We start from the raw sequence: 22,559 nt of genomic DNA on the forward strand, positions 1-22,559 counted from the left end.
TTGGCGGCAGGCTCGCTGAGAATGAACCATGACGGTCTACCTGAGGTCTCTGGAAACTGCAGTCCCGCCAACCATCCTGGTCCAGCCCGAGGCCAGGGCCGTGTTCGCCGCCCAGCCGGGCCTCACCCGGCTCGGATCCCGGCTCGTCAACACGTGCTTTGACTCTGCAGCCATCGACACGCGGCACACGGCGGTGGAGGAACTCACCGCGGACAGCAAGGCGGAAAACCCCCAGTTCTTCGACCCCGCCACCGGCCTGGTGCTCAGCCCCAGCACCAAGACCCGGAACGGCATTTTCGCCACGGAAGCGACCAAGCTCTTCATTGAAGCAGCCCAAAAAGCCCTCGATGCCTGCCCGGGCGTCGAGGAGCGGGACATCACCCACCTGATCACGGTTTCCTGCACCGGATTCTTCAATCCCGGCCCGGACTACAAGATTGTCCGGGCCCTCGGCCTGAATCCGGCTGTCCAGCGGTACCACCTCGGCTTTATGGGCTGCTATGCAGCCTTCCCGGCGATGCGGGCGGCGAAGTCCTTTTGCGAGGCGGATCCGCAGGCGACGGTGCTGGTGGTCTGCGCCGAACTCTGTTCCCTTCACGTCCGGACCTCCAATGATCCGGACACCATCATGGGGTCGGCGTTGTTCGCCGACGGCGCTGCCGCGGCCATCATCACAGCGCGGGACGTCCCCGGGGAAACGCCCCTGCTGCGGCTGGACCACTTCGAAACCGTCCTGACGCCCGTCGGGGAGGACTCGATGGCCTGGAACATCGGTGACGAGGGCTTCGAGATGGTGCTGGGCAACTATGTCCCGCACATCATCGATGATCACATTATTGGCGCGCTGGAACCGCTCCTGTCCCGCGACGGCTCGCTGAAGGGGCTCCCCTACCGGGAGATCGAGCACTGGGGCATCCACCCGGGCGGCCGGAGCATTCTGGACAAGGTCCAGTCCAGGCTGGAGCTCAGCGACGAGCAGCTGGTCCCGGCCCGCGAAACCCTCCGGAACTTCGGCAACATGAGCAGCGCCACCGTCCTGTTCGTCCTCAAGCACATCCTCGAACTGCCGGCAGCGGACGATGCAGCAGACGACGCCGGGGCCGGCCCGGGCGCGGAACGGATCTGCTCCATGGCCTTCGGTCCGGGCCTGACGGTCGAGACGGCGCTCTTCACCCGGGTGGCGGCCACGCGGACCGCCGCAGCTCCGCGGCAGGAGCCAACGGCGGAACCGGCGGAACCTGCACAGTCCGTAGCGGTGCGGGTCTGAAAGCGGCCACGCTGAAACCGTTCAGCGCGAAGCGGGGCACGGAACACCTTCGGCCGGCCCTCCTGCGGGACCGCGCATCCGACGCCGTCGAGGAAATGGACCTGCCGGGCTGCGACCCCGGCCGCCTGGAACGCACGTATGCCCAGTTTGCGCTTGTCAACCGTGCCGTCGCCGGCTGGCGCGGCATCTACCGGTCCCGGATCAGGCCCCGGCTGTCCACTGCTTCCGTCACGTCCCTGCTGGATATCGGGTGCGGCGGGGGCGACGTTTCCGTGCTGTTGGCCCGGTGGGCGGCCCGGGACGGACTGCGTCTCGAGGTCACCGCCATTGACCCGGATCCGCGGGCGATCCTGTTCGCCCGCGCCCGCCACGCGACGGCGGACGTGACGTTCCGCCAGGCGGCCAGCGCGGAGCTGCTCGAAGAGGGCCACCGGTACGACCTCGTGGTATCCAACCATGTCCTGCACCACCTTGACGGGCTGGAAGCGTTTCTCGCCGAGTCGGCCCGGTTGTCCCGCGGCACAGTGGTCCACAACGACATCCGCCGCAGCCCCGCCGCTTACGCGCTGTTCTCTGCCGGCTCCTGGGTGCTCACCGGCTCCTACATCCGGCAGGACGGGCTGACCTCGATCCGCCGAAGCTACACCGCCGCGGAGCTGGCCGCCGCCGCTCCCCCGGGCTGGACCGTCGCCCGCCACGCCCCCTTCCGGAACCTGCTGCTGCACGGCACTCCCGGCGGCGGCTACCAGTCAGGGTCCGGCGCCAGTGGCTGAGGTTCTGATCATCGGTGCCGGTCCGGTGGGGCTGTTCATGGCCGCGCTGCTGCTGCAGGACGGCGTGGATGTGCAGGTGCTGGAACAGCGGGGCGCACCGGAGCCGCAGTCGCGCGCCATCGGCATCCATCCGCCGGCGCTGGCCGCGCTCGCGGGAACCGGAGTTGCCGAGGCCATGATTGCCGAGGGGGTCCAGATCCGCCGAGGTATGGCACTGGCCGGCGGAAAATGCCTCGCCCGGATGTCTTTTGCCGGCGTCTCGGACCGCTTTCCGTTCGTCTTGTCCCTGCCCCAGGCCCGTACTGAGGCGCACCTGGAACGGCGGGTCAACGAGCTCGGCGACGGCGCCCTGCACCGCGGCGTCCGCCTCACCGGACTGTCCGACGACGGCGGCCGGGTCAGCGTGGAAGCCGACTCCAAGAATGGCACCCTGCGCTATTCGGCGCCGCTGGTCATTGCCGCCGACGGCGTGCGTTCCACGGTGCGGGCGCTGCAGGGCGCCGACGTGCGCGTGAAAGAGTACCCGGACAGTTACCTGATGGGTGACTTCGCGGACGGCACCGGGTTCGGTCCGGACGCGGCACTGTTCCTCTCCGGCGCCGGCATCGTGGAGTCGTTCCCCTTGCCCGGCCAGCTCCGCCGCTGGGTGGTCCGGCTCGGTACCGGCGACTCAACGGCCGGCTGCTCCCCGCCCGGCGGACCTGATGCCGGCGGACCCGGCGTCGACGCCCGGTGGCTCACGGGCTGCGTGCGCGAACGGACGGGACTCGCCATCGACGCCGGGACCAACAGCATGCTCAGCCGCTTCGGCGTCCGCACGCGCCTGGCCCCCCGGATGGTGGCCGGCCGGGTGGTGATGATCGGGGATGCGGCCCACGAGGTGAGCCCCATCGGCGGGCAGGGCATGAACCTCGGCTGGCTGGACGCGGCGGCGCTGGCACCGATCGTCTCGGCGGCCGTGCGCGGCCAGGATGTCGCGGATCGCCTCCGGACCTTTGAGCGGACCCGGTTGCGGGCGGCGGCGAGAGCCGCACGCCAGGCGGAAATCAACATGGCCCTGGGCCGGCCCCTCACGGACCGTCTCCTGGCGCTGCGGAACCGTGGCATCGCAGGCGTCGCCGCGGTTCCGCCGGTGAATTCCCTGATCGCCCGCCGTTTCACGATGCACTAGGCAGCGCATTGGCACGGGTTTGCCCCGGAATAGACTGTGCGCATGGACGGACTTCCCGGGATGCGCGGCGCCGCATCGTATTGGGCGTTGCGGGTAGCGGCCGCCACGCTGCTGCTCGGCGCGGCGGCGTCATGCAGCCCCGGAACCGCCGGTGGCACCGCCTCCCCGGCAAGCGCGACGGCGTCGGCGACCCCGATCCCCACAGGCCCCGTGACCGCGGAAATCAGCCAGTTCCGCGACAACTACAGCAAGCAGATCATCGAAATCCAGCTCACGAACACCACCGGCCATGCCCTGACGGTCCTCGGCGCAGAACTGACCAGCCCTCTCTTCGCGGCCCCGATCATCTGGTCCGCCCGCACCGGCGGGATCGAGCTTCCGCCCGGACAGCCCAAGAGCCTGCCGGCACCGTTGCCCGCCCCGGATTGCGGCAACCCGGCCGGACCGGGAGCCACCTCCGGGGCTGCGGGCGACGCCCGTGTATCCCTGCGGCTGGCCACGCCGGAAGGTGCCGTGCCGGTCCCGGCCATGGCTCCGGCAACAGACCCGTTCGGCGTCCTGGCGCGGAACAATTCGGAGCTGTGCCTGACCCGGGAAGCCTCGGCCGTCGCCACGATCGCGCTGGATCCCGAGCTCGAGGTCGCCGCGGACGGTCAGACCGCCGTCGTGCGTCTGCTGCTGCAACCGCGCGCCGCCGGCGCCGGTGAACTGGTGATAGACCGGATCGAGGAAACCACGCTGCTGGCGGAGGCCTCACAAGCCCCGTGGCCCCGGTCGGTGACGGTCCGCGCCGGCGGTGCCCCGGCCCAAGTGCGCCTCGGCATCAGGCCCTCCCGCTGCGATCCCCATGCAGTGGCCGAAGACAAAGTGGGCACACTCCTTCCCCTGCAGGTCAGGGTGGCGGGCCGCGAGGGAATTGTGAAGATCGACGCCGGCAGCCAACTTCGCGCCCGCATCTACGACTTTGTTACAAAGGCGTGCGGGCGCCAGTAGTGTGGGGGCATGCCCTATGACGCCAGGCCCACTGACTACAGCGCCGCCCGGATAAGCGAGACCGTCCAGGAGATCCTGAGCGCCGGCATCCTCCCGCCGATTGTCCAGGCCGGACACCCGGTGCTCCGGCACGTGGCGGCGCCGTACGATGGCCAGTTGACTGATGCCGACCTCGGCCACCTCATCGACCTCATGCGCAGCGTGATGCACAAGGCCCCAGGCGTGGGCCTGGCGGCCCCGCAGCTGGGGATTCCGCTGCAGATCGCTGTCCTGGAGGACCAGTTCGACGTCGATCCCGACGTCGCTGCCGTCCGCGGGCGGGAGGCGCTGCCGTTCTTTGCCATGCTGAACCCGGGCTATCGTCCCCTGGGCGCGAAGTCCGCGGCGTTCTACGAAGGCTGCCTCTCCATTAGCGGCCTGCAGGCGGCGGTCGTGCGGCCGGAATCAGTCCAGCTCGATTTCACGGCGCCGGACGGCACGAAACTCCAGCAGACTTTCTCCGGCTGGCAGGCCCGGATTGTCCAGCATGAAACCGACCACCTCCAAGGGATCCTCTTCCTGGACCGGGCCGAGCTGCGCTCCATCAGCAACAATGCCGAATACTCCGCCCGCTGGGCCCAGCCGGACATCAGCCGCGCCCGGCAGGAACTCGGGTTCCTGCCGGACCCGGCCGCGGACTAAGCCTGCGAGCCAGGGCCAGGGCCAGGGCTAGGGCTGCGGCGCCGGATTCGACGCGGACGGCAGGTAGCGGGCCCACCACTTCAGGATTTCATCGAACCGCTGCTTCCGGTGGTGCGGCGTGCCGGAGCGGGACAGCTCATGGTTCTCGCCGGGGAAGACCAGGAATCCGGTCTCGACGCCCTGTTGCTTGAGGGCGGTGAAGTACCGCTGGCCCTGCTCCACGGGACACCGGAGGTCCTCCTCGCTGTGGATCACCAGCGACGGCGTCCTTACGTGCTGCACGCGCGCCATGGGACTCTGGGCCGCCATTTGCTCCGCCGCCGGGCCGGTGTATTCGCCACCGAAGAACCAGCCGATGTCGGACGAACCGGTGAAGCTCACGGGGTCCAGGAAACCACGCTCGACTATGGCGGCCCGGAAACGGTGGTCGTGGCTGATGGTCCACGCCGTCAGGTAGCCGCCGTAGGATCCGCCCATGATGCCGACATTGGCGGCGTCCAGATCCTCGAACTTCCCCACAGCCCCGTCCAGGAACGCCAGGACGTCCTGCATGTCCACGGTTCCCATCCGCTCCTTGATGGACCGGCCATGTGCCTGGCCGTAACCGGCCGAACCCCGCGGATTGCACATCAGCACGGCGTAACCGGCCCCTGCATAGACCTGCGCTTCGTCGAACAACGCCACCCCGAACTGGGCAAACGGGCCGCCATGGATGTTCAGCAGCACCGGGTGCGGGCCAGGGCCCGCCGGCTTCACGAGCCAGCCATGGACCGGGTACCCGTCGTCCGAGGGCAAAGTCAGTTCCTGCGGCTCGCTGATCCCCGCCACGCTCCGCAGCTGGGCCGAGAAGTCCGTCAGGCGGCGCACCTGCCCGCCGTCGAGCACGGCAACATCACCGGCCGTCGTCGAATCGCTGAAACTCACCACGAGCGTTCCGCCACCCTCCGCGGCGCCGGTCACCACCCGGTTGCCTTCCAGGAGGACGGTGTGGCCGCCCGTCGCAACGAATTCGTGCAGCTCCACGGTTCCCCGCGCATTGTTCAGCACCAGGGCGCCCGCGCCGCCGCGCAGCTCCAGCCGGCTGCCGCCGGACAGGTCCAGCGCCTCGGCATCGCTGAGCGCCGTGGCGTGTCCGCCGTCGGCAGGCATCGCATAGAGGACGGTGTTCCTGGCCACGAAGTCCAGCCCGGATGCGACCAGGTCCTGGGCCAGGAAGAAGAGCCACTGCCCATCGGCGGATTGGCGCACGGCGCTGATGCTCTGCCGTCCGGCGTTGGCCGGCACCACAGCCTGCGGCTGCCCTCCGGTAACAGGCAGCGCGTAGATTCCGCTGACGAGGTCAGTATCCCGCCCATCGTGCAGGGCTGCGGTGAAGTAGATGGTGCCGCCGTCGGCGCTGAAGCCGGCGCCGTTGTGGTCCGCTGGTGCGGTGGTGAGTTGTTTGGCGGCCAGCAGCAGCCCGGCAGCATTCTCCGCGGGATCGGCCGCGGTGCCGAGGGCCTTCAGGGCGCGTCCGGCCGGCGCCACCTTCGGTTCGGCGTCAAGCTGCGGGACCTCGAGGATGAACAGCTGAAGCGGCTTGTCAGCGGTGTAGCCAACACCGTTCATCCGGTACTGGAAATCCGTGATCAGCCGGGCGTCCTCGCTGCCCGCACTCACGCCGTCGATGCTGCCATACCGGCCCTCGTCAGGCGTCCTGGCGCTGAAGAGAATACTGCGGGAATCAGGCGACCACGTGAAGGAGCTGACCCCCAGTGGGGCCGCCGTCAACAGCTGGGGTTCGCCGCCGGCGGCTTCCACCACGAACAGCTGCGGCTTTCCGTCCGCTGCCGCACGCAGGAAGCCAAGGGCACGGCCGTCAGGTGAAAAGTCCGGTGCTGTGTCACGGAAGCCCCGGGTCAGCCGGCGTGGCCTCTGGTCCGGGTCGTTGAAGTCCGGGTGGGTCGGGTCCTGGCCCAGGGGCACGGTCCACAGCTGGCCCACGTAGGCATCGGCATCGAAGTCCGGGCGGAGCACGGAGACCACGGCGCGGGAACCGTCGGGGTGCACGGCAGGGGCGGACACGGAATTGAGCAGCGGAAGATGTTCAGATTTCACGATTGCGAGCCTAGCCCGTGGCGTGCCCGCTGTGAAACACCTCACGTTGCGCCGGTGCGGCGAGGCACGCCGCGGCGTGCCCGGTGCCCGGCGCCCCTGTAGCCAATGTCCCGTCCGCGCGGCGGGCCGGGGTCCGCGCATAGGATGAAAGCTATGCCCGCCGCCGATCTCCCCCTCCTGTGCCCGGTGTGCCGCCAGGGCCTCCGTTTCACTGGCGGCGCCCGCACCCTGGTGTGCGGGGCCGGCCACAGCTTTGACGCGGCCAGGCAGGGCTACTTCAACTTCCTGGTCGGCAAGGGGACGGTTTTTGAAGCCGACAGCGCAGAAATGGTGGCGGCCCGCTTCGACTTCCTCTCCGCGGGGCATTACCAGCCGCTGGCCGATGCCGTGGCCGGGCTCGCCACACCGGCGCTCCGGGAGGCCCCCGCCGGCCGGCCCCTCGTGCTCGACGCCGGAACGGGCACCGGCCACTACCTCAGGGCCGTGCTGGACCGGGCCGCGGACAGTGGTCCGGCCGCGGCAATCGGCCTGGACATTTCCAAGTTCGCCCTGCGCCGCGCGGCCAGGCTGAATCCCGAGGCTTTGAACGTCGTCGGGGACGTCTGGCAGCCGTTGCCGGTCGCGGAGAACGCCGTCGACGTCGTCACCGTGGTCTTTGCGCCGCGCAACGCGCCAGAGTTCGCACGGGTCCTCCGCCCCGGCGGCCGCCTTGTCGTGGTCACACCGCGGCCCGGCCACCTGGCGGAGGTTGCCGGGCCGGCCGGGATGCTGGGGATCGAGCCGGCCAAGGACGAGCGGCTCGCCGCGTCCCTGGGCCAGCACTTCGCCCCCGTCGCAGCATCTGATCTGGACCTGGCATTGACCCTTGGCCCGCGCGACGTCGCCAACCTGGCCTACATGGGACCGGCCGGCCACCACCTGGACCGGGCCACACTGGTAGCCCTCGAGGCCGCGCTTCCGGAGCGGACCTCCGTCTCTGCCCGCTTCCGGATCAGCGTCTTTCAACCCATCCGCTGACCATTCCCGCTCCCGCCGCTTCGCGGGTGCCGTCAGGTACGCCCTGAAACCACCCCCGGGAGGGGAGGGGGGCGGAAGGCCAGGCCGGGGAATCGACCCGCGAAATAACGACTTGGCCACTTTGGCCATCAATTCCCTACCGCCGGTCCCAGCTATTGCCTTTCCGCTTAGGATGGAATCACAGTTACTGGGGACCTGTGCCTGCAGCTCCCGGAACTCTAGGGGGAATTGATGTCTGAATGGCTGATCGAGAATTGGTGGGCGTTGTGGCTCACGCTCTTTCTCCTGTTTGCCGTGGTCGAGATGATCACACTCGATCTGTTCTTCATCATGCTCGGCGGCGGCGCCCTCGCCGGGCTTGTGGCGGACTTCGCCGGCGCCGATCCGTGGCTGCAGATCATCGCCTTCTGCGTGGTGTCCCTGCTCATGATCGGCTTCGTCCGGCCGGTGGCCCTCAAGCATCTCCACCGGGGACCGGCGGATCAGCGCACCAACATTGAACGCCTCATCGGCGAATCCGCCGTCGTCATGGAGGCTGTGAGCGAAAACGGCGGGCTCGTCAAGATTGGCGGGGACGTCTGGAGTGCGCGGTCCGAATCGGGAGTGCTGGCGCCCGGACAGCAGGCTGTGGTCAGTGCCATCGAAGGGGCCACCGCGATCGTGGCTCCGCAACCGGAATCCGCCGTCCAATAAAGGGCGCTGTCCGGCGGGCACTGCTGTCCGGCCGGTGCGGCGCTGCCGGCGCGAGACTAAAACAAAACAACTGGGGAATAGGTGATGTATGAATATCGCAGTCGCAATTGTGCTGCTGGTACTAATTGTGTTTGTAATTATTGTGCTGGTCCGGTCGGTCCGGATCATTCCACAGGCCCGTGCCGGCGTCGTTGAACGGCTGGGTAAATACCAACGCACCCTGAATCCCGGACTTACCCTGCTGATCCCGTTCGTGGACCGCCTGCTGCCATTGCTCGACCTGCGGGAGCAGGTGGTGTCCTTCCCGCCGCAGCCGGTCATCACCGAGGACAACCTGGTGGTCTCGATCGACACCGTGGTCTATTTCCAGGTCACGGACGCCCGGGCCGCCACCTACGAAATCGCCAACTACATCCAGGCAGTGGAACAGCTGACCACCACCACTCTGCGCAACGTGGTTGGCGGCCTCAACCTGGAGGAAGCGCTGACCTCGCGCGACCAGATCAACGGCCAGCTCCGCGGCGTCCTGGACGAGGCGACCGGTCGCTGGGGCATCCGGGTCTCCCGGGTCGAGCTCAAGGCGATCGATCCGCCCCACTCGATCCAGGACTCGATGGAAAAGCAGATGCGGGCCGAACGTGACCGCCGCGCCGCCATCCTGACGGCCGAGGGCACCAAGCAGTCCGCGATCCTCACCGCGGAAGGCCAGCGCCAGTCCTCCATCCTGAAGGCCGAAGGCGACGCGAAGGCGGCCATCCTGCGGGCCGACGGCGAGGCGCAGGCCATCCAGAAGGTCTTCGACGCGATCCACAAGGGCAACCCGGACCAGAAACTGCTGGCTTACCAGTACCTCCAGACCCTCCCGAAGATTGCCGAGGGATCCTCGAACAAGCTGTGGATCATTCCCAGCGAGGTTGGCGAGGCGCTCAAGGGGATCGGCAGCGTACTGGGTGCAGGCGCGGTGCAGGAGCAGACGGCCTCAACGCCGGACGTGGCACCGTACTCACCGCCCGCCGCAGCCGACGGCCAAGGGAACCGGACCTGAGCCTGCTCCCGCACTGGGTCTCTCGGATCGGATAGTTCCGTCCTGGCCCCCGCAGACCGGCCGTTTCGGCCCGGCTGCGGGGGCCAGTCAGCTTAAGGCCGGCCCGGTCGGGTACAGGATACGCAGTTCACGCCGCGGGGCTACTCGCTTTACCGCGCCCGCACCACTCCCGTATACTTGAATATTTGTCCGGTCCGTTCAGCCGTCCGGAACAAAAACGCTCCGCACAGCGTTGATTCCAATGACGTTCCAAAGAGTTTTGTCCACTGGTGACTGTCATCTGGCCGGGCCACACCGGGCTAGGTACGGTACAGCGCGGTGCAACCAGAAGTCCGGCGCCTGACGGTCCCCGGACAACGCAGGGCTTGACCCTGCGAACCGAATAGAGGGAGAAAAGATGAGCGATCGCAGCCTGCGGGGTATGCGCCTTGGCGCACAGAGCATGGAGACCGAATCCGGCGTCGAACCGGCTCCGCGCCAGCGGGTTGAATACCGTTGCGAGGATGGCGAGCAGGTGTTCGTGACATTCTCCTCGGAAGCCGAGATCCCCCCGGTTTGGGTTTCGAAAACGGGCAAGGAGGCGTTGCTGGTGGACGGCGAACGCCCCGTCAACAGCAACGAGAAGGCAGTGCGCACGCACTGGGACATGCTGCTGGAGCGCCGCTCGCTTCCCGAACTTGAGCAGATCCTCGAAGATCGCCTCACCATCCTGCGCGAACGCCGCGGCGAACGCCGCTCGGCCTAGTCCCCCAGCGCACCGGCCACGGCAAGGGCCGGGCCCGCATCGAATGATGCGGGCCCGGCCCTTTTTCTGTTCCTGCGCCTCCATGCTCTGCGCCTCCCCTGCACCTCCTGCGGCTGCACCGTCTGGACGCGCACAGGAGCCGGGATTCTGCGTCAGCCGGGGGTGAGGACGCAGAACTCGTTGCCCTCCGAATCGGCGAGGCAGACCCAGGGCACATCGCCTTGGCCGACGTCGGCGTCAGTGGCGCCCAGAGCCCGCAGCCGGGCCACCTCCGCCGCTTGATCATCACCCGGGTACGGCATCAGGTCGAGATGGACACGGCCCCACACGGCCTGCACGCCGGGCGTGCGAAGGAACTCAAGGTACGGCCCGACACCCTTGGCCGAACGCAGTCTCGCATAATCATCGCCCACCTCGTGCAGGGTCCAGTCCGTCGCCCCGCCCCAGAACCCGGCCATGGCCCGCGGGTCTGCACAGCTGACCACCACCGCGGCGATCGGCCCGGTGTCCTGGTAGATCGGGCGGGGCTCCAGCACGCGGAACAGGTTGCCCTCCGGGTCGGCCAGAACCCTCCAGGGCTCAGCACCCTGGCCGACGTCGGCGGGCGTCGCGCCGAGCCCCAAGAGGTGCGCCACGAGCTCCGCCTGGTGGGCCGCAGAGGTGGTGGCGAGATCGAGGCGTGCCCGGTACCTCACCGTCTCGGGGTCCGGGACGGTGACGACATCGATGCAGACGGCGGCGGGGTCCGGCCAGACGAAACCCAGGGGTTCAACATTGGTCACACCGGGTCCCTCGCTGGACACACCCCAGCCGAGTGCCTCCGCCCAAAACCGGCCGAGCGTTGAGTCATCCCGAGCCTTGAAATTCACCTGAACAAGTCGCAGCGCCATACCGCCCGACCCTATACCCAGGCGATGCCCGGACCGGGAGACACGCCTCAGGCGTTCTGCCTGCTGTCCTGCTTGCCCCGGAGCTTGTTCCAGCGGGCCGTGAGTCCCCATTTGGTGACGTTGATCATGGCTTCGACGACGATGTTGCCGCTCATCTTCGAAGCGCCGAGCTCGCGCTCCACGAAGGTTATGGGCCGTTCCACGATGGTCAGGCCGAGCTTGGCCACGCGCCAGGCCAGATCCACCTGGAAGCCATAGCCTACCGAGTCGACCGCATCCAGGTTCAGCTTCTCCAGGGTGGTCCGCCGGAAGGCGCGGAAGCCGCCGGTGACGTCCTTGATCTTCACTCCGAGCATGATCCGCGCGTACGTGCTGCCGACGCGGCTGATGGCCTGGCGGTAGAGCGGCCAGTTGACCACACGGCCGCCGGGAACCCAGCGGGAGCCCATGGCGAGGTCCGCGCCCTGCTCCACGGCCTCAATCAGCTGCGGCAGCTGCTCGGGCTGGTGCGAGCCGTCAGCGTCCATCTCCACGAGGATGTCGTAGCCGGCGTCCAGGCCCCACTTGAAGCCCGCGATGTACGCCGCTCCCAGGCCGGCCTTTCCGGCGCGGTGCAGGACGTGGACCTGTCCGTCTTCTGCGGCCATGCGGTCCGCCAGCTGCCCCGTGCCGTCAGGGCTGTTGTCGTCGACAACCAGCACGTCGGAGGCGGGCACGGCTGTGCGCAGGCGACCGAGGGTCTTGGGCAACGATTCCAGCTCGTTATAGGTCGGGATGATGGTGAGGACACGCACAGCGAGGCCTTTCCTTGAAGGGAGCGGTCGGTGCGCCGAAAGTCAATGGTTCCGGATATTCAGGCGCAACTTCCCATTATAGGGAGTTGCGCGCCCGTGGGGCGCCCGCGAGGCGGCCGTGCGGCCGCCCGGGCAGGTCCACCCGCTTCGGGCCAGTTCCGGCAGGCCACGAATTGCGGCGCCGGAACCGTTTTCTGCTGCGAAGTAGACCCGCCCCCTGGGGGTGCCCGTGGTCATGGCCAAGTAAAGCTCCCGCGGGTGCGGCAACCTGGGAAGGACCGGGGACTGCCGGAGTCTGCGCGGTACGCAACCCTCCGTTGCCCCTCAATGCTACGGGGGCGGGCCGATCTGTCAACCGAGCCGTGACCTGCCGTTTCGTCTGTCGGTGCAGGTCAGGGCGGGGTCGCGGGTGGAAATGTTTCCGCTCCGTGCGCTGGATGACGGGACGGATCAGGCGCCAGGTGGTCAGGCGTGGAGGGCGCCGCTGGCATAGAGTTCCTGGCCGTCCCGTACCGTCAGGAGGCAGGCAGGATCGCTGCCGGTGTCCAGCGCCGGCAGCAGCGGGGTGCGGGCGCGCGGGTCGGTGCTCCACGACTGCACGCGCCCGTCGGCCACCTGGACCATGAGCTCCTCAACCTCCCAGACCGCAAAGCTGGCCGGAGCGCCCGGCACCAGTTGCCCGGCCATGGGGTTGGGGTAGCGGGCTGCCCGCCAGCCGGCCCGCGTGTGGCCGAGGAACGCGGCGCGGGCGGAGATCTGTTCGGCGGGATTGGTGTGCTGCAGGCACGCTCGCACGCTGGACCACGGCCGGAGCGGCGTCACTGGGCTGTCGCTGCCGAAGCAGATCGGCACACCGGCCGCGTAGAGGCTGCCAAAGGCATTCATTCCCAGCCGGCGGGAGCCGAGGCGCTGCTGGTACAGGCGGTCCCCGCCGCCCCACAGGGCGTCGAAGACCGGCTGCGCGCTGACGCTGACCGAATAGCGGGCCAGCCGGCTGATGGCCGCGGCATCGGCGAGTTCGACGTGCTCGAAACGGTGCCCCGCGGCACGGACGCGCTGCTCCCCCACCTCAGCCGCGGCGAGGTCGAGGGCGTCGAGGGCCGCGTCCAGGCCGGCGTCGCCTATCACGTGGAAACCCGCCTGGATCCCCAGGAGGGAGCACGCCGCGAGGTGGGCGGCTGCCTCGGCCACGGAGAGGTACAGGTTGCCGCGCTCTCCGGGCGCGTCGGTGTAATCCTCCCGCAGGGCGGCGGTCCGTGAGCCGATCGAGCCGTCGATGTTCAGGTCACCGGCCAGGCCCAGTACAGGCAGGCCCAATTCGTCCAGGATGGACTGGGCATGTTCGGCGGATCCGGCGAGCTCGCCCCAGTACGGCAGGATCTCCGGCGCTGCCACGCCGTCCACCCCGGTCGGTCCTCTGCCGGAGGTGCTGTTCCAGGCCACCGCGAGCCGCAGGTCCTCGATGCTTCCGATATGCGGCGCGGCCATCTCGGCGAGGGCCACGTAGCCGTTGGCCGCAGCCTCGGCGAGGGCGCGCTGCTGGTACGCGCGCAGGGCGTCCGCCGGCAGCCGGCGGGCCGCCAGACGGGCCGCGGTGTGGGCGTCGCGTTTGACCTGGCTTCCGGCGCCGCCGCCGTCGAGCCCGTCCAGTCCGGCCGATGCGGCCAGGGAGTTCGATACCAGGGCCGAGTGGACATCCACGCGGGACAGGTAGACCTGGCGGCCGCCGGCCGCGCGCTCGACTTCGTCCCGGGAGGGCAGGGCGGGATCGGCCCAGGTGGTCTCGTCCCAGCCGTGGCCCAGGACGGGACCGTCCGCGCTGGAAGCGGAGGCGGCGGCGACGGCGTCGAGCAGTTCAGCGGAGGAGCGCACCCCGGCCAGCTGGAGGCCCTCCAGCGCGATTCCGGTTTCCGTCAGGTGGATGTGGGAGTCGACGAAGCCGGGTGCCAGGAGCGCGCCCTGCAGATCGATCACCTCCATGGAGGAATCGGCGATGGACGTGGCCGCCTGCTCGGAACCAACCCAGGCGACGGTGTCGCCGTCGACCAGCATCGCAGTCGCAAAGGGATCGGCAGCTGTGTAGACCGAGCCGTTGCGGTACAGCGTGACGTTGCGGGGGGCGGGGGCGGCCGGCGAATCGGTCATGGGGCGGGAACTCCTTGTTGCTGGGGCCGGCCGAGCGCCGGCGGGTTCGAAAATCTGGGAGGCCGCGGCAGCGGCCCAGCGAGTGGTGCAGGGAGCGGGCCGGTCCGGCCCGCGCCCTAGGCCACGGAGGAATAGGCGACGACGCCGCGTTTGACGAGCTTGATGGCCTCCGCGCACAGCCGCGCAATCCGGGGGTCGAGGTTCGGGATGTCGGCGAGCTGGTCCAGGAGGTCGATCACCTGTTTGACCCAGCGGACAAAGTCGCCAGCGGCCAGGTCGGTGCCGCTCAGCACGTCCTGGAGGTGCCGGCCCTTGGCCCATTTGAAGATCGGCCACACGAGGCCGAGCTCGGGCTCGCCAGTGAGGGGCAGCTTGTTGGCTTCCTCGACGTCCTCCAGCGCGGACCATTCGCGGACCACGGTGTCTACCGCGGATTCCAGGGACACGCTCGGCATCTTGGGCCGCAGGCCGCGGTCCTCACGCTTGGCCTGGTAGACGAGCACACTGGCCAGCGCGGCGATCTCGGCGGCGTCGAGGTCGTTGAAGGCCCCCATCCGCAGCGACTGCGAAATCAGCAGGTCCTTTTCGCCGTAGATCCGCCGCAGGCGTTGCCCGTCCGGGCTGATGGACAGCGCGCCGGTGTCCGAGGTTTCCAGGTAGCCGTAGCCCGTCAGGACGCCGCACACACGGTCGAACGTCTTGGCGATGGTGTTGGTCCGGCCCTGGATCTGGCGGATGAGCCCGTCCGTTTCCTGGCGGAGTTTCCACCAGCGTTCGGACCACCGGGCATGGTCCTCGCGTTCGCTGCAGCCGTGGCACGGGTGGGCGCGCAGTTCCCGGCGCAGCTCGGCGATCCGCTTCTCCTGGTTGGGCGCAGCGGAAGCCCGGCCGAAGTCGTCGTCGCGGCGCGGCGGCGCCGGCGGCCGGTGCTCGCGGATGGCGTTGCGCACCGAGGAGGCCAAGTCGCGGCGGGACTTGGGAACCTTGGCGTTGAAGGTCTTGGGAATCCTGATCCGCGTGATCGGCGACAACGGACCCTCGACGTCGTGCAGGCCAATCCGGCGGAGCTGGTTGTCCAGCGTCATGACGGCGGGGCGGGGCTCGCGGGATTCGTGGTCGGAGCTGAGCACCACCGCGAGCCCGGGCGACTTCCCGGCCGGAACATCCACCACGTCGCCCGGGAGCAGCCTGCTCAGGGAGTCCTCGGTCAAGGACTTTCTGGCCCGGGACGTGCTCCGGGAGGCCATGGTTTCGGCATCGCCCAGGGCCCGCCGCAGCCGCGCGTATTCGGTGAAGTCGCCCAGGTGGCAGGTCATGGCTTTGCTGAACCCGGCAATGGATTCTTCCCGGCTCCTGACCTGCCGGGCCAGTCCCACCACGGATCGGTCCGCCTGGAACTGGGCAAAGGATGATTCGAGGATCTCCCGGGCGCGCGGCCGGCCGAACTGCGCCAAAAGGTTGATCGACATGTTGTACGTGGGCCGGAAGCTGGAGTTCAGCGGGTAGGTCCGCCGTGAGGCCAGGCCGGCGACGGCGGCCGGATCCGTTCCGGGCTGCCACAGCACGACGGCGTGGCCCTCGACGTCGATGCCGCGGCGGCCGGCGCGGCCCGTCAGCTGGGTGTACTCCCCCGCCGTGATGTTGACATGGGCCTCGCCGTTGAACTTGTCCAGCTTTTCGAGCACGACGCAGCGGGCCGGCATATTCACGCCCAGGGCCAGTGTTTCGGTGGCGAAGACGGCCTTGACCAGCCCGTCGACGAACAGCTTCTCCACAACCTCCTTGAAGGTCGGCAGCATGCCGGCGTGGTGCGCGGCGAGCCCGCGGAGCAGGCCGTCCCGCCAGCTCCAGAAGCCGAGCACATCGAGGTCATCCGAGGGGATGTCCTGTGCCGCCTCGTCGACGCGCCGGGCGATGATCTGCTGTTCGGCCTCGCTCGTCAGCCAGAGCCCGGCCGCGACACACTGGGCCACGGCGGCATCGCAGCCGGCGCGCGAGAAGATGAAGGTGATGGCCGGCAGGAGGTCCTGCCGGTCCAGGCTGGCGATGACCTGCGGCCGGCTGGCTTTCCGCACCGGGCTGCGCTGGGCTCCCTGCGGTTCGTCCCGCTGGCTGCGTTGCTGCCGGCGCTGGTTCCGGCCGCCGTGGCCGAAGCGGCCACGGAAATTCATCTGGCTCTCGGCCCGGGCCATGGACAGCAGTTCCGGGTTGACCTCGAAGCCGGCCCGCCCGGGCGCTTCCGAGGTGACGGCGGCCGCCCGGCCCCCGACGACAGCCTCGGCTACGGCGTCGGCGGACGCCTCACTGGCAGTTGCCCCACTGGCACTTGTCTCACTGGCAGTTGCTCCACCAGGCAGGGCGATCTCGTCAAAGCTCGTGTCGCCGGCAAACAGGTCCACGATCTTCCGGCCCACCATGACGTGCTGCCACAGCGGCACCGGGCGGTGCTCGGAGACGATCACATCGGTCTGCCCGCGGACGGTGTCGAGCCACGCACCGAACTCCTCGGCGTTGGAGACCGTGGCACTCAGGGACGCCACCTGGACCTCGCTGGGCAGATGGATGATGACTTCCTCCCACACAGCGCCGCGGAAGCGGTCGGCGAGGTAGTGGACTTCGTCCATGACCACGAAGCCGAGATCATCCAGGGTGTCCGAATCCGCGTAGAGCATGTTGCGGAGCACTTCGGTGGTCATGACCACCACCGGGGCGTCGCCGTTGATGCTGGTATCTCCGGTGAGCAGGCCCACCTGGGCGGCGCCGTACTTGGCGGCCAGTTCGGAGTACTTCTGGTTGCTCAGGGCTTTGATGGGGGTGGTGTAAAACGCCTTGAGCCCACGCTGGAGGGCCAGATAGATGGCGAACTCCCCCACGATCGTCTTCCCGGCGCCGGTGGGGGCGGCCACCAGCACGCCCCGGCCGGCCTGCAGGGACAGGCATGCTTCGCGCTGGAAGTCATCGAGTTCAAATTCGAGCGAGCGGATGAACCCGCCCAGATAGGTCTTGGCTTCAGCAGCCCGCTCGACGCTGGCGCGGTAACGTTCGGACGGTGATTCCGGCCCGGGGTGTGAGGACATGTTTCCAGCCTAGTGCGCGAAAGGCTAGAGATTCTCCAGCTCGGAGCTGGGGGTGGCGTGGTCGGCGGTGGCTTCGGTCTCGGCGTCGCGTTTGACGGCGCGCCGCTCGCGCCGGCGGTCGTTGAGCAGGCACAGCCCGATCGCGGCGAAGAACAGCGCCAGCATGGGTCCGGCCAGGTAGAACATGCTCATGGCGTCGGCGCCGGGAGCGGCCATCGCGGCGAACAGGCAGACCAGGAAGACTGTGATCCGCCAGCTCTTGAGCAGCTGCTGGCCCTTGATGAGCCCGGCCAGGTTCAGCCCGAACAGAACCACCGGGAGGAGGAAGGCGATGCCGAAGGCGAGCAGCAGCCGCAACACGAAGGACAGGTACACCTGGGCGCTGATGAAGTTGGAGCCGCCCGACGGCGTGAAGTCGGTCAGGACACGGACCGCGTTGGGCAGCACAAGCCAGGCCAGCAGGACGCCGCCGACGAAGAGCGGCACGGCCGCCGCCACGAAGGACAGGGCCAGGCGGCGTTCCTTCTTGTGCAGCCCCGGCACGATGAAGGCCCAGAGCTGGTAGAGCCAGACGGGGCTGGCGATAATCAGGCCCAGGAACACGGAGACCTGGATCATGAGGTCGAACGAGCTCGCGACGCCGTCGAAATTCAGGGTCGCCTGGCGGCCTTCATGTTCATTCAGGTCGCGGATCGGCTTTATCAGCGCCGCCAGCATTGGCTGGTAGACAAGGAAACCCACTACCGTCCCGAGGACGACGGCGATTGCCGCCTTGAAGAGCCGGTTGCGCAGCTCTTTGAGGTGGTCGAGGAGCGCCATCCTCCCCTCGGGGTTCGATCGACGGCTCATGGTTACTGCCATGCGGTCTTAGGCGCGGGTCGACGGCGGAACGTCGGTTCCGTCGCCCGTGCGGCTTTCCGGTGCGCCGGCCTGCGGGTGGTTGATGACCCGTCCTTCAACCGGCTCGGAGCCATCCTTGGCATCGGTGGTGCCGTCCTTCTTCATTTCCCGGACTTCCGACTTGAAAATGCGCATCGACTGGCCCAGGCTGCGGGCCATGCCCGGCAGCTTCGGCGCAGCGAACAGCACCAGTGCCAGAACGATGATGATGATGAGATGCCAGCCTTCAAGCCTCATGGGGAGAGGTCCTTTCGTTTGAATACATCCTATGTCTAACGCGTTTCGATGTCGCGCAGTGCCTGGGGTTGCCCGCGGTCCTTCTTGCGTTGGATGCGGCGCAGCCGGCGGGCGTTTTGCCGGGCGAGCTTGGATGCGTGGTAATCATGTCGCATCCGCGCGGGCGAGGCAAAAATGGCGTCGCCGGGCGCCGGCCGAAGGGACTCGTCCGCGCTGACCGGGTCACCAACGCCGGCCGCTGTCGAACCGGCCGCTGAAACGGTGCCGGTGCCCGCTGGTGCAGGCAGGGTGGAAAAGCGGTCCGCGGCTTCACCCAATTCGGTGAGCGTCGTCGTGGCCTGCCGGAACAGCCGGAAGCCGAGCACGCCGAAGAACAACAGCGACAACGCGACAAGCGCTATCCAAATAACGATCCAGGACCACCAAGGCATGCTGATCAGTCTATCGGGCGATCCGGGAAGGCTTCGTATTGCGTCAGGGCCGCGGCGAGCCACTCCCGCGACGCGGCCGCGAGGGCCTCTGGCTGCAGGATCCGGACCATCCCGCCGTGCTGGGCCACGAACATCGGCAGCCAGTCCGTGCTGCCAAACCGGATTTCGGCGAGCATTCCGCCGCCAGGCAGAGCCGCGGTCCGCTCGGCGTAATAGTCGTCAGCGAGGCCGGTGCCGCGGGGTGCGAGTTCCACCACGACCACCGTGTCGTCGTCGTTCGGGGTGAACAGTTTCACCGGAAAGCTGTCCGCCGGCTTTGCCGTCGCGGCCGCCCGCCGGCCGTTGGGCTCAAGGGCTTCGATCCTGTCCAGCCGGAAGTTACGGAGGCCCTGGGCGGAGTGGCAGTACGCCTCGAGGTACCACGTGTTGTCCAGCGAATAGAGCCGCAGGGGGTCCACGTCGCGTTCGGACACGGCGTCGCGCTGCGCCGAGAAGTACCTCAGGTGCAGCTGCGCGCCGGATTCGAGGGCGGCGCGGGCGGTGTCGAGGACGGCGGAATTGCCGGGGGCCACCTCGGGGCCGGAGAGCGCCGCCGCTTTGACGCCTTCCTCCCCCGCCGCGGCCATGAGTTTGAGCGTCACCGATTCCAGGGCGCCGCCTTCGGCGAGTTCGGGCAGGCTGTTGAGGGTCTCCAGGCCGGTCAGGAGCGCACAGGCCTCGTCCACGGTGAACCGTACGGGGCGGGTCAGGTCCAGTGCCTGGGTGATGAATACGTGGTCATCGTCCCACTGGATGTCCAGCAGATCGTCGGGGTACCCCTCCGGGAGGCCCGAGCAGATCAGGATCCGCAGGTCGTCCTCGAGTGCCTTGCGGGTGATGCCAAACCTGGCGGCGACCTCGCTGATGTGCAGTCCCTGGTTGTGGACAAGGAACGGGACGAGTTGCAGCATCCGCTTGAGCTGGTCCTCCGAGGTTCGTTTCCGGGTACGGCCGGCGCGGCCCGCCGCCGGGAAGGCCACATCCGGCAGGGGCCTGTCGGCGAACTCGGCGGCTGCCGTGAGGCGGCGGTGGACGGCGCCGGCGAGTTCGGGGGGTGAAATCACGGTGACGCGGGGACCATAGGAGGCCAGCTCCTCGCCCAGGGTCTCGGCATCGCGGAAGGGCACCGCGAGGCGGTCCGTCCCGGCCGAATGCCCCGGTGTTCGGGCTTCCGGCGCTGCGTCCGGAAGCGGCTGGGCGCGTTTGCGGAGGCCCAGGAGCCGCCCGTGTTCGACGTCGACCACGGCGCTCTGCACCGGCAGCTCGGCCAGGCCGGCCAGCTCGGCGCGGACGTTGAACCCGGCCGGCGGCGTGAAGCTCTCCTTCTCCAGGACGGTCACGGCGGACGTCAGGCGGGACAGGCGGAAGAACCGTTTGTCCCCCCGGCCCCGGTCGTGGCCGACGAGGTACCACTGGCCGAAGCGGCTGCCCAGGCCCCAGGGCTCCACCAAGCGTTCCTGGTCCTGGCCGGTGCTGCCGGCGAGGTAGCTGAACCGGACCGGGTGCTGGGCGTGTATCGCGGCGACCAGGTCCTCGAAGGCCTGGCCGGCGGGGCGGATGCGCGGCTGGACGCCGGTGGGGAGTTCGGCGTCGACCAGGCCGCCGGCGGCCTGCAGCTTCCGGACCGCGTCGACGGCGGCGGAGCCGAGGGCGGCGTGCTCCCAGAGCTGGGCCGCGAGGATCAGGACCGTGCACTCTTCGGGGGTGAGGCTGACGTCGGGCAGCCGGTTCGATTCCTTGCCGATCCGGTAGCGGGTGGTTGCCGGGTCGTCGGAGCCCCAGCCCGTGTCCGTCACGGCCTCGACGTCGAAGCCAAACTGGCGCAGCTCGCCCTTGTCGCGTTCGAACATGCGGCCGAAAGCGACGTCACTGCTCGTGGTGTCGTGGTAGACCTTTTCGCGCAGCTCGCTGCGGCGCAGGCCGTACTTGGTGTTGAGCAGGGCGATGAGCAGGTTCAGGAGGCGTTCTGTACGTGAGGCGGACACCCCGCAAGGGTACTAAAGCCGGTCGCGGAAAATGACGAAAGCGCGGCAACAGCCGGAAGAACTTTTCCGATTGTTACCGCGCTTCGTTCCCCGGGGGGCGGGTGGGGACTAGCGGACCGCGACGAGGTCCACGACGAAGATCAGGGCCTCGTTGGGGCCGATCGCCCCGCCGGCGCCACGGGAACCGTAGGCAAGCTCGGACGGGATCTCGAGCCGGCGGCGGCCGCCGACCTTCATGCCCAGCAGGCCCTGGTCCCAGCCCTGGATGACCTGGCCGACGCCGACCCTGAAGTCCAGCGGCGCGCCGCGGCCCCAGGAGGCGTCGAATTCTTCACCGGTGGACCAGGCGACGCCCACGTAGTGGGTGGATACGGTGTCGCCGGCTTTGGCCTCGGCGCCGTCCCCTTCGATCAGGTCGGTGATGACCAGTTCGGTGGGGACGTCTCCTGCGGGGAAGTCAATTTCCGGCTTCTCGCGGTCGAGGTTGCGCTGTCCAAATGACATGGTTACTCCTTTGAGGTGACGTGTAGTGGTGGCAGTTGTAGCGGTGGATTACTTGACGCCGAGGATATCGACGACGAAGACGAGGTCGCCCTTCGCGTCGCCCTGGCCCTGATCCCCGTAGGCGAGGTCCTTCGGGACGACCAGGAGGACGCGGGAGCCGACCGTCTTGCCGGTCAGGCCCTGGGTCCAGCCCTTGATGACGCCGGTCAGCGGGAAGGTGGCCTTCTTGCCACTCTCGAAGCTGGAGTCGAAGACCTTGCCGGTGGCGAGGGCGACGCCGACGTAATTGACGGTGATTGTGTCGGTCTCCTTGAGGGCCTGGCCCTTGCCGGTGATGAGGTCCTGGGAGACCAGCGCGGTCGGAGCCTTGACGCCGGCGACCGAGATCTCCGGGACGCCCTTGTCGTTTTCCTTGACGGTCGGCAGTCCGGCCGGCGGGGTGACGGCGTCGCCTTCGGGCTTGTCCAGGACCGGCGGTGCGTCCTTGGCGGAGAGCACCTTGACGATCAGGAGCTGCGTCGGCTTGGCCTCGGCACCCTCGGCTGCGGCCTGGCCGGGAACGGCGAGGGCGAGGTGCGAGCCGATCTTGGCGCCCACGAACGCGTTGTAGATGACGGGGCTGCTGCCCTTGAGCTCGTCGTTCAGTTCCAGCGGCTCGGGATCGTTCGGGAACGTGTCCTCGAGGGTGGAGCCGTCCTTGCCGTTGAACGCCACGATTGAAATGTCGGCGATCTGGTTGGCCTTGACCCGGTCGCCACTGCCCTCGGTGACCACCTTGACAGTGGGTTCCTTGACGTCGAGCGGCTTGGTGAAGTCGACACCGGGGGCCTTCTTGTCACCGTTCTCAGTCAACTTGACCGAGTCCAGCTTGGCGGTCTCACCGGCGGACTGGCTGGTGGGTTCCGGAGCCGGAGGCGCTTCGTTGCCGCCGCAGGCGGTCAGCAGCAGCAGTCCGGGAAGAAGAATTGCTAGTAGTCGGCGCAATTGGAAACTTTCGTCGAGGCAGGGTGGACTCAGTGCCGTTCGGTTTCCCGTGGCAAAGAAAGCGGCGGCCGCAGGGCGGCCCTACCCCAGA

General features: G+C 68.5%; 20 protein-coding genes. 9 read left to right on the forward strand and 11 right to left on the reverse strand.

What is annotated here, in order from left to right; genetic code table 11:
• Window positions 1–28: 28 nt before the first annotated feature.
• From AC1DGD_RS03135 to AC1DGD_RS03155, 5 genes are all read left to right on the forward strand, one after another.
• Window positions 29–1,267, forward strand: a complete 1,239-nt coding sequence (locus AC1DGD_RS03135) for a type III polyketide synthase (protein ID WP_476855866.1) — start codon at window positions 29–31, stop codon at window positions 1,265–1,267.
• A 62-nt stretch (window positions 1,268–1,329) separates the two neighbouring features.
• Entirely contained in the window at window positions 1,330–2,040 is a 711-nt protein-coding gene (locus AC1DGD_RS03140; protein ID WP_476856038.1) for a class I SAM-dependent methyltransferase, read from the forward strand.
• Window positions 2,033–3,211 (forward strand): FAD-dependent oxidoreductase, encoded by a 1,179-nt coding sequence (locus AC1DGD_RS03145; protein WP_476855867.1) that lies wholly within the window; start codon window positions 2,033–2,035, stop codon window positions 3,209–3,211. The genes AC1DGD_RS03140 and AC1DGD_RS03145 overlap by 8 nt, the downstream gene beginning before the upstream one ends.
• A 42-nt stretch (window positions 3,212–3,253) precedes the next feature.
• Window positions 3,254–4,204, forward strand: a complete 951-nt coding sequence (locus AC1DGD_RS03150) for a hypothetical protein (protein ID WP_476855868.1) — start codon at window positions 3,254–3,256, stop codon at window positions 4,202–4,204.
• Between the two features lie 9 nt (window positions 4,205–4,213).
• Window positions 4,214–4,885, forward strand: a complete 672-nt coding sequence (locus tag AC1DGD_RS03155; protein ID WP_476855869.1) for a peptide deformylase — start codon at window positions 4,214–4,216, stop codon at window positions 4,883–4,885.
• Between the two features lie 27 nt (window positions 4,886–4,912).
• Here the strand turns inward: AC1DGD_RS03155 and AC1DGD_RS03160 are convergent, their stop codons facing one another.
• Entirely contained in the window at window positions 4,913–6,982 is a 2,070-nt protein-coding gene (locus AC1DGD_RS03160) for a S9 family peptidase (RefSeq protein ID WP_476855870.1), read from the reverse strand.
• A gap of 153 nt (window positions 6,983–7,135) precedes the next feature.
• Here AC1DGD_RS03160 and AC1DGD_RS03165 point away from each other — a divergent pair, with 153 nt between their 5' ends.
• The 4 genes from AC1DGD_RS03165 to AC1DGD_RS03180 all read left to right on the forward strand — a co-directional run bounded on the left by AC1DGD_RS03165 (window position 7,136) and on the right by AC1DGD_RS03180 (window position 10,482).
• Entirely contained in the window at window positions 7,136–7,999 is an 864-nt protein-coding gene (locus AC1DGD_RS03165; protein ID WP_476855871.1) for a methyltransferase domain-containing protein, read from the forward strand.
• Window positions 8,000–8,230: 231 nt separating this feature from the next.
• Complete coding sequence (locus AC1DGD_RS03170) at window positions 8,231–8,692, forward strand: NfeD family protein (RefSeq protein WP_028276336.1); 462 nt, start codon at window positions 8,231–8,233, stop codon at window positions 8,690–8,692.
• Between the two features lie 88 nt (window positions 8,693–8,780).
• Window positions 8,781–9,737, forward strand: coding sequence for an SPFH domain-containing protein (locus AC1DGD_RS03175; RefSeq protein WP_476850909.1), 957 nt, complete (start codon window positions 8,781–8,783; stop codon window positions 9,735–9,737).
• 397 nt (window positions 9,738–10,134) lie between these two features.
• A complete protein-coding gene (locus AC1DGD_RS03180; RefSeq protein WP_026266329.1) occupies window positions 10,135–10,482 on the forward strand; it encodes an RNA polymerase-binding protein RbpA in 348 nt (115 codons plus the stop codon).
• Window positions 10,483–10,634: 152 nt separating this feature from the next.
• Here the strand turns inward: AC1DGD_RS03180 and AC1DGD_RS03185 are convergent, their stop codons facing one another.
• The 10 genes from AC1DGD_RS03185 to AC1DGD_RS03230 all read right to left on the reverse strand — a co-directional run bounded on the left by AC1DGD_RS03185 (window position 10,635) and on the right by AC1DGD_RS03230 (window position 22,468).
• On the reverse strand, window positions 10,635–11,372 hold the full coding sequence (locus tag AC1DGD_RS03185; RefSeq protein ID WP_476855872.1) for a VOC family protein: 738 nt from the start codon (window positions 11,370–11,372) through the stop codon (window positions 10,635–10,637).
• A 47-nt stretch (window positions 11,373–11,419) separates the two neighbouring features.
• Entirely contained in the window at window positions 11,420–12,166 is a 747-nt protein-coding gene (locus AC1DGD_RS03190; protein WP_223916354.1) for a polyprenol monophosphomannose synthase, read from the reverse strand.
• A gap of 465 nt (window positions 12,167–12,631) precedes the next feature.
• Window positions 12,632–14,311, reverse strand: coding sequence for an amidohydrolase (locus tag AC1DGD_RS03195; protein ID WP_476855873.1), 1,680 nt, complete (start codon window positions 14,309–14,311; stop codon window positions 12,632–12,634).
• 116 nt (window positions 14,312–14,427) lie between these two features.
• Window positions 14,428–17,388, reverse strand: coding sequence for a DEAD/DEAH box helicase (locus AC1DGD_RS03200; protein ID WP_476855874.1), 2,961 nt, complete (start codon window positions 17,386–17,388; stop codon window positions 14,428–14,430).
• 24 nt (window positions 17,389–17,412) lie between these two features.
• Window positions 17,413–18,207, reverse strand: a complete 795-nt coding sequence (gene tatC / locus AC1DGD_RS03205) for a twin-arginine translocase subunit TatC (protein WP_028275586.1) — start codon at window positions 18,205–18,207, stop codon at window positions 17,413–17,415.
• Between the two features lie 48 nt (window positions 18,208–18,255).
• Window positions 18,256–18,525 carry a Sec-independent protein translocase subunit TatA gene (gene tatA, locus AC1DGD_RS03210; RefSeq protein WP_018772900.1) on the reverse strand — a complete coding sequence of 90 codons (270 nt, stop codon included), beginning with the start codon at window positions 18,523–18,525 and terminating at the stop codon, window positions 18,256–18,258.
• 35 nt (window positions 18,526–18,560) lie between these two features.
• Window positions 18,561–18,956 carry a hypothetical protein gene (locus tag AC1DGD_RS03215; RefSeq protein ID WP_476855875.1) on the reverse strand — a complete coding sequence of 132 codons (396 nt, stop codon included), beginning with the start codon at window positions 18,954–18,956 and terminating at the stop codon, window positions 18,561–18,563.
• 5 nt (window positions 18,957–18,961) lie between these two features.
• The gene (locus AC1DGD_RS03220; RefSeq protein WP_476855876.1) at window positions 18,962–20,980 is read right to left on the reverse strand and encodes a helix-turn-helix transcriptional regulator; all 2,019 of its coding nucleotides are present in this window, start codon (window positions 20,978–20,980) and stop codon (window positions 18,962–18,964) included.
• A gap of 108 nt (window positions 20,981–21,088) precedes the next feature.
• A complete protein-coding gene (locus AC1DGD_RS03225) occupies window positions 21,089–21,484 on the reverse strand; it encodes an FKBP-type peptidyl-prolyl cis-trans isomerase (protein WP_024365270.1) in 396 nt (131 codons plus the stop codon).
• Window positions 21,485–21,532: 48 nt separating this feature from the next.
• Window positions 21,533–22,468: an FKBP-type peptidyl-prolyl cis-trans isomerase gene (locus tag AC1DGD_RS03230; RefSeq protein ID WP_230011584.1), complete on the reverse strand. Its 936-nt coding sequence runs from the start codon at window positions 22,466–22,468 to the stop codon at window positions 21,533–21,535.
• Window positions 22,469–22,559 lie beyond the last annotated feature (91 nt).

The sequence above is a fragment of the Arthrobacter sp. 05T45 genome (genome assembly GCF_056395875.1).

Excerpts from the sequence above, each read along its gene's own strand:
- AC1DGD_RS03135 (WP_476855866.1), top strand. The coding sequence starts at position 29 with ATGACGGTCTACCTGAGGTCTCTGGAAACTGCAGTCCCGCCAACCATC.
- AC1DGD_RS03150 (WP_476855868.1), top strand. The coding sequence starts at position 3,254 with ATGGACGGACTTCCCGGGATGCGCGGCGCCGCATCGTATTGGGCGTTG.
- AC1DGD_RS03155 (WP_476855869.1), top strand. The coding sequence starts at position 4,214 with ATGCCCTATGACGCCAGGCCCACTGACTACAGCGCCGCCCGGATAAGC.
- AC1DGD_RS03165 (WP_476855871.1), top strand. The coding sequence starts at position 7,136 with ATGCCCGCCGCCGATCTCCCCCTCCTGTGCCCGGTGTGCCGCCAGGGC.
- AC1DGD_RS03170 (WP_028276336.1), top strand. The coding sequence starts at position 8,231 with ATGTCTGAATGGCTGATCGAGAATTGGTGGGCGTTGTGGCTCACGCTC.
- AC1DGD_RS03175 (WP_476850909.1), top strand. The coding sequence starts at position 8,781 with ATGAATATCGCAGTCGCAATTGTGCTGCTGGTACTAATTGTGTTTGTA.
- AC1DGD_RS03180 (WP_026266329.1), top strand. The coding sequence starts at position 10,135 with ATGAGCGATCGCAGCCTGCGGGGTATGCGCCTTGGCGCACAGAGCATG.
- AC1DGD_RS03185 (WP_476855872.1), bottom strand. The coding sequence starts at position 11,372 with ATGGCGCTGCGACTTGTTCAGGTGAATTTCAAGGCTCGGGATGACTCA.
- AC1DGD_RS03195 (WP_476855873.1), bottom strand. The coding sequence starts at position 14,311 with ATGACCGATTCGCCGGCCGCCCCCGCCCCCCGCAACGTCACGCTGTAC.
- AC1DGD_RS03200 (WP_476855874.1), bottom strand. The coding sequence starts at position 17,388 with ATGTCCTCACACCCCGGGCCGGAATCACCGTCCGAACGTTACCGCGCC.
- tatC (WP_028275586.1), bottom strand. The coding sequence starts at position 18,207 with ATGGCGCTCCTCGACCACCTCAAAGAGCTGCGCAACCGGCTCTTCAAG.
- tatA (WP_018772900.1), bottom strand. The coding sequence starts at position 18,525 with ATGAGGCTTGAAGGCTGGCATCTCATCATCATCATCGTTCTGGCACTG.
- AC1DGD_RS03215 (WP_476855875.1), bottom strand. The coding sequence starts at position 18,956 with ATGCCTTGGTGGTCCTGGATCGTTATTTGGATAGCGCTTGTCGCGTTG.
- AC1DGD_RS03225 (WP_024365270.1), bottom strand. The coding sequence starts at position 21,484 with ATGTCATTTGGACAGCGCAACCTCGACCGCGAGAAGCCGGAAATTGAC.